Below are 5,697 nucleotides of genomic sequence, written 5' to 3'. Positions count from 1 at the left end.
ATCATCATCAGGGCAGGAACTGCCCGTAGAGCCTGGTTAACATATCCCGTTAGGGAATGGATGATTCAGGAAGCCACCCTACTTGTAGGGTGGTAGTTCACATCACGTTCTGCTTAAGTTTTTAAAGATTGTTCAGCATAATAATCAGAGGGGGTTTAAAATCAATGGGAGTTAAAATAAAAGATCTTTTGGAGCGCACCACGCATACTCTTAATTTAAATGATCTTAGTAAAAAAGACATTGCTATTGATGCAATGAATGTACTGTATCAATTTCTTTCAATAATTCGTCAGCCAGACGGTAAGCCTCTATTAGACAGACAACAGCGAATTACATCCCACTTAAGTGGGCTTTTTTATCGCAATATAAATTTACTTGAAGAAAACATCCGACCAATCTATGTATTTGATGGTAAACCTCCTGAACTGAAACATGAAACAATTATAGAAAGAAAACAAATTCGAGAAACTGCCACAGAAAAATGGCTCGATGCTCTTGATAGGGGAGATTTAGTAGAAGCCAAAAAATTTGCCCAAGCATCTTCACGATTTACTGAAGAAATGATTTCCGATAGTAAAATGCTCTTATCATATATAGGACTGCCATACATACAAGCTCCTAGTGAGGGAGAAGCCCAGGCATCTTACATGGTCAGAAAAGGCGATTGCTGGGGCGCAGGGTCTCAGGATCACGATTGTCTATTGTTCGGTGCAGATAGGCTGATACGCAATCTTACAATCACCGGACGTCGAAAATTGCCCAGAAAATCAACATATATCGAAGTAAAGCCAGAACTCATTAACCTTGAAGAAATGCTTAAAGACCTTGAAATAACGAGAGAGCAACTAATTGACATTGGTATTCTTGTAGGAACTGATTTCAACGAAGGAGTAAAAGGGATTGGACCTAAGACGGCATTAAAGTTAATAAAAGAACACGAAGATTTAGAATCCATAATGAAAGTAAAAGACGTATTAGTCGAAGTGCCTATTGATCAGATAAGATCAATTTTCTTAGATCCAGAGGTGACGGACACATATTCTATTAAATGGGAGTCCCCTAACCACGATAAAATACTTGAATTTCTTTGTGAAGAGCATGATTTCTCTCAAGACAGAGTGAAAAAGGGTCTGGAACGCCTTGAAAAATCTTCTGCTCAAAAAAAACAGAAAACTCTTTTCGATTGGGTATAACCTTTATCTATTTTTGGCAGCGCTTATTAGATGATGATATATGTTCTGCAGTTTTTGGATATGCAATTCCATGCTGAATTTCTGTCTAACTACCTTTTTAGCCTTTATACTCATCTTTTTATGCAGTTCTTCATCTGTCAATAGTATTTCTAATTTATTTCTAATCTCTCTTACATTTCTTGGATCAATCAAGAATCCCGTTTTCCCATCTTGAACTAATTCAGGTGTGCCTCCGAAAATCGTTCCAAGGACAGGCACGCCTGCCCACATGGCTTCGTAAACGACTCCTGGAGAATTATCTGGGTGAAGTGATGGGGCTGCACATACATCAGAAATTTGATATGCAGTCCATACATCTTCTTGAGAAATATTCCCTGTAAATATTACCTTTGATTTAATATTTAACATTTCAGCGAGATTACGAATAAAATCATCGTAACCCTTGACTTCGTGCCCAACGATTAAAATTTTAAATTTATCGATTTTTAAATAAGGGGCAGCACGGATAAGTCGGTCTAGTCCCTTATATGGTTTATGGCGTCCCAAAAATAAGATTACCTTATCATCATCTTGTATTCCATATTTTCTCCTAAAGTTTTTCTGAGCATTCTTGTCAGAAGTCTCTAAGTCAAACTCTATGCCATTATGAATTGCCAGTATTCTGTTTTTTGGGAATCCATTCTGAACAAGATATACTTTCATTATTTGACTTGGTGTTATGAATACATCTACATATTTTGAAATATATTTCATTAATTCGTTTCGGAAAGGAATGTACTTTCCTCTAAGACACTTAAAACACATCTTCTTCGTGCAAATCTGATTTTTTTGATCTAATAAGAAATACTTTGGACAAATTAACCAGTAGTCGTGAACAGTAAGAAGTGTGGGGAAATTTAATTTTTTAGCCGCTATTAACGAAAAAAGAGATAATCCCTTTTGAAGAATGTGTGCATGAACTATGTCTGGGTTAATTTTCTTTAGAATTGCTCTAAGATGCCTTATAGCAACGGGATCTACAATTTCCTTTACCATATTAATAAGTGGGAGATTTGGATAGCAGGAATTGTATCTAAAAACTTGTAAGCCATCAAACTTTTCCTCCATCGTCCTAAAACAAGGCTTTTTCACAACGCCTCCACTGATAATACTTACATCGTTTCCGTATTCCTTTAACTTTTGTGCAATGCGGTATACATATATTTCCGCTCCTCCAGATTGGTATGGTGGAAATTTGTCACACAGCAATAAGACTTTCAAGATGCTACCTCCATGACTTTGGGGATGTAAATGACGTTAAATAGATTCCAAGTAGTTTTCCAAATGTCTTTATAAAGGAATACAGAGGTATTACAAAAAGCCATTTGGTGTTCCTTTCCTCTACTGTAAAAAGAATATCCTCAAAAACGTCTACCATCCAGAATTTTATGGCGCTTAAAAGAGATGTGATAAACTTCTTAGGAGTAAGTTTTACTTGAAAAATTAGTCTTTGATGCCCTCCTACTCTTAACATTTTGACTAATAATTCTCTGAATTCATAGTTATGAGAATGATATACCGCCGCCTTTGGGTCATAAATTATTATTTTTCCAGTTAGATGTCTTAGCGTAGCATTCGCCCATTCTAAGTCTTCTGCAATAGAAACTTCGACGTTATACGGATATTTTTCCCAGATGTCCTTCCTGATCGTGGAATTAACATCTGAAAAAGGACAGATATCTTTCTCTCTATATACTGCAAATTTCTTTGGATACCTCCTCAAAAGAGCCCGTTTTTCGGATGGATGGCAATTTTTTCTGGGGATCTGCCTTCCAAAAACAGCAATAACCTCTGGATCTTGGAAATGTTTTATGAGTGTTTCCAGCCATTTTCTACTGGAGGGCTGCGCATCTTGTGTAATATATACTAAAAAGTTACCTTTTGCTAAATATGCACCAAAATTTCTCGTTCTACTATGCGAGAACCTTTCAGGAGGGATTGTTATAACTTTGACCGGATAATTTTTGACAATTTGTTGTGTCCTATCTGTTGAACCAGAATCGATAACGATGACCTCGAAACTTCTTGTAGTCTTTTGAGAAAAAATTCCTTTAAGGCATTTTCCAATAGTTTTCTCTCCATTTTTGGTTAGAATTATGATAGAAGCCATGTCTTTATCCATCAATAGTCTCCCTTATGTGCTTATATGTCAATTTTTATGTTCTGAAGTTAAATATTTGATATTTTAAAATAATCTAGCAAATTATCTTGGAAGATTCCCAAAAAGACCTTTAGAGACCATTTTAATATTAAAAGATAAAAAAGTATATTTTAGTAGAGTATAAAATCGCCCTCAGATAAAAGATTTATGATTATTAGTTCGTATAAGCACATATATATCCGCGAGAAATCGAAGTATTTCGCTTATTTCGACTTTCTCTTCAACATCAGGATGATATGCTTGAATATTCTCCTCGTATATACTTGAACAACTCTAGCAAAAAATGAGCAAATAAAGAGCAAGTAATAGATTGTTCGAAAAGTAAACAATAGAATGCCAATATATAGAATTTAGTTATCAGGAGAAGCAATTGGTTGTCCACGCAATTAAAATCTCAAAGATTCTAATTGAAACGAACTCTTTGTTATTTATCCGTAGGAAGTCTTAAAAGGACGAATAGTGGATTATGTGAATGAGTTTTTAGATGCATCCTCGATACAAACATATTATCAAGTAAAGTTTCAAATCCGTAACAATCGTAAAGGAAGAAAATATGATGAAGGGCCTTGTTTTGAGTGGAGGTAAGGGTACGCGGTTAAGGCCTTTAACGTTTACGACGGCTAAGCAGTTGATACCGGTGGCCAATAAGCCGATATTAGGCTATGTTTTAGATCATATTTCTAGGGCTGGAATAAAAGATATGGGGGTAATTATAGCTCTGGAAACAGGGGAAGATATTAGAAGTTATGTAGGAGACGGCTCGAAATGGGATGTTAACATCACTTATATATTACAGGAACCGCTAGGCTTAGCTCACGCTGTGAAGACAGCTCAAGAGTTTCTCGGTGATGACAATTTTGTCATGTACCTTGGAGACAACTTGCTGTCTGAAAGGTTAGAGAAGTTCATAAAGAAGTTTAATGAAGAAGAACTCGATGCTTTACTCTTGTTGAAAGAGGTAGAGAATCCGAAACAGTTCGGGGTCGCGCTATTAAATGGGAAGGGAGAGATTTTAAAACTCGTAGAAAAACCTAAGACCTTCATAAGCAACTTAGCTTTGGTTGGTGTCTACATCTTTTCTTCTAGAGTTCATGAAGCTGTGGAACGTATAGAGCCTTCTTGGAGAGGAGAACTTGAAATTACGGACACAATACAGGAGATGATACACATTGGGTGCAGGGTAAAAGCGGAGATCCTGAGTTCATGGTGGCTTGACACGGGTAAGAAAGATGATATTCTTTCAGCAAACACATTAATTTTAGATGAGTACTCAAAAACCGAGGTTAAAGGGATTATAGACCAAAAAAGCAAAGTGAGCGGTAGAGTAAAACTAGAAGAAGACGCAAGAATAACGAATAGCACCATACGGGGTCCCTGCGTAATAGGGAAAAACTGCGTCATCAAAAACTCTTTTGTAGGGCCCTATACAAGCATAGGCAACAACTCAAGAATAATAAATTCCGCTGTGGAATACTGCGTCATACTAGAAAACGCTGTTGTCGACAGCATAGATAGATTGGAAGAAAGCCTAATCGGAAGAAACGCGAAAGTTTTTAAAAACCAAAAACATAAAACTCTCAAACTTCATATAGGTGACTACTCCGAAATAGAAATCTAACCCTGTAAGTTATTTCATGTAGGACTTATATTGAGAGGAGTTAATAATGGTTGAAGTGAAAGAGTGTGAGTTGCCAGGCGTAAGAACGTATGACTTGAGGATTATTCCAGATGAGCGAGGTTTTTTTTCAGAAGCCCTCAGAAAAGATTGGGAAAAGTTATTAGGGGAGAAATGGATAGTTCAAGCAAACGTGTCTTACAGTTACTCTAGAGTAATTAGAGCATGGCACAGGCATCACCGTGGGCAAGTGGACTATTTTTTAGTTTTAAAGGGTGCCATGAAGATATGCGCTTATGATGATAGAGCAGATTCCCCTACTAAAGGGAAACTGATTGAAGTGATAGCAAGCGAAAAAAAGCCGCAAATAGTTAGGATACCAGGTCATTATTGGCATGGAACCAAAACAGTGAGCAGTGAACCGTCCTTAACTGTTTATTTTGCGACCAGACTTTACGACTATAAAGATCCTGATGAGGAAAGGCGACCGTGGAACGATCACACCATAATAGATCCTAGAACTAATGAATCCTATGACTGGAATAAACCTCCTCATAAGTGAGGTGTAAAGATGAGTGTACTTGTAACGGGTGGTGCAGGATACATTGGGTCAGTTTTGGTAAAACTCTTACTCGAAAAAGGCTATAAGGTAACGTGCCTGGACAGGTTTTTTTTCGGGAGAGAGACGT

6 protein-coding genes are annotated in these 5,697 nt (G+C 37.0%); 4 read left to right on the top strand and 2 right to left on the bottom strand.

The annotated features are described in order from the left end of the window. The first annotated feature begins 164 nt into the window (after nt 1-164). The gene (fen, locus tag QVB70_RS17285) at nt 165-1,193 is read left to right on the top strand and encodes a flap endonuclease-1 (protein ID WP_287588903.1); all 1,029 of its coding nucleotides are present in this window, start codon (nt 165-167) and stop codon (nt 1,191-1,193) included. A gap of 3 nt (nt 1,194-1,196) precedes the next feature. Here the strand turns inward: fen and QVB70_RS17280 are convergent, their stop codons facing one another. Both QVB70_RS17280 and QVB70_RS17275 read right to left on the bottom strand, forming a co-directional pair. Then, entirely contained in the window at nt 1,197-2,453 is a 1,257-nt protein-coding gene (locus QVB70_RS17280) for a glycosyltransferase family 4 protein (RefSeq protein ID WP_287588898.1), read from the bottom strand. Between the two features lie 4 nt (nt 2,454-2,457). Continuing rightward, nucleotides 2,458-3,354: a glycosyltransferase family 2 protein gene (locus QVB70_RS17275; RefSeq protein ID WP_287588894.1), complete on the bottom strand. Its 897-nt coding sequence runs from the start codon at nt 3,352-3,354 to the stop codon at nt 2,458-2,460. A gap of 610 nt (nt 3,355-3,964) precedes the next feature. Between QVB70_RS17275 and QVB70_RS17270 the strand changes: the two genes are divergently transcribed. The 3 genes from QVB70_RS17270 to QVB70_RS18495 all read left to right on the top strand — a co-directional run. Continuing rightward, the gene (locus tag QVB70_RS17270; RefSeq protein ID WP_287588892.1) at nt 3,965-5,011 is read left to right on the top strand and encodes a glucose-1-phosphate thymidylyltransferase; all 1,047 of its coding nucleotides are present in this window, start codon (nt 3,965-3,967) and stop codon (nt 5,009-5,011) included. A 46-nt stretch (nt 5,012-5,057) separates the two neighbouring features. Then, nucleotides 5,058-5,570 (top strand): dTDP-4-dehydrorhamnose 3,5-epimerase family protein, encoded by a 513-nt coding sequence (locus QVB70_RS17265; protein ID WP_287588890.1) that lies wholly within the window; start codon nt 5,058-5,060, stop codon nt 5,568-5,570. Between the two features lie 9 nt (nt 5,571-5,579). Then, a partial coding sequence (locus tag QVB70_RS18495) for an NAD-dependent epimerase/dehydratase family protein (protein WP_342766586.1) occupies nt 5,580-5,697 on the top strand: 118 nt, incomplete at its 3' end.

Origin of the sequence: Candidatus Borrarchaeum sp. (assembly GCF_019058535.1) — an archaeon.
Lineage (GTDB): Archaea > Asgardarchaeota > Sifarchaeia > Borrarchaeales > Borrarchaeaceae > Borrarchaeum > Borrarchaeum weybense.
The sequence above is the reverse complement of the archived record's forward strand: the minus strand, read 5'-3'. Positions and strand labels throughout refer to the sequence as shown.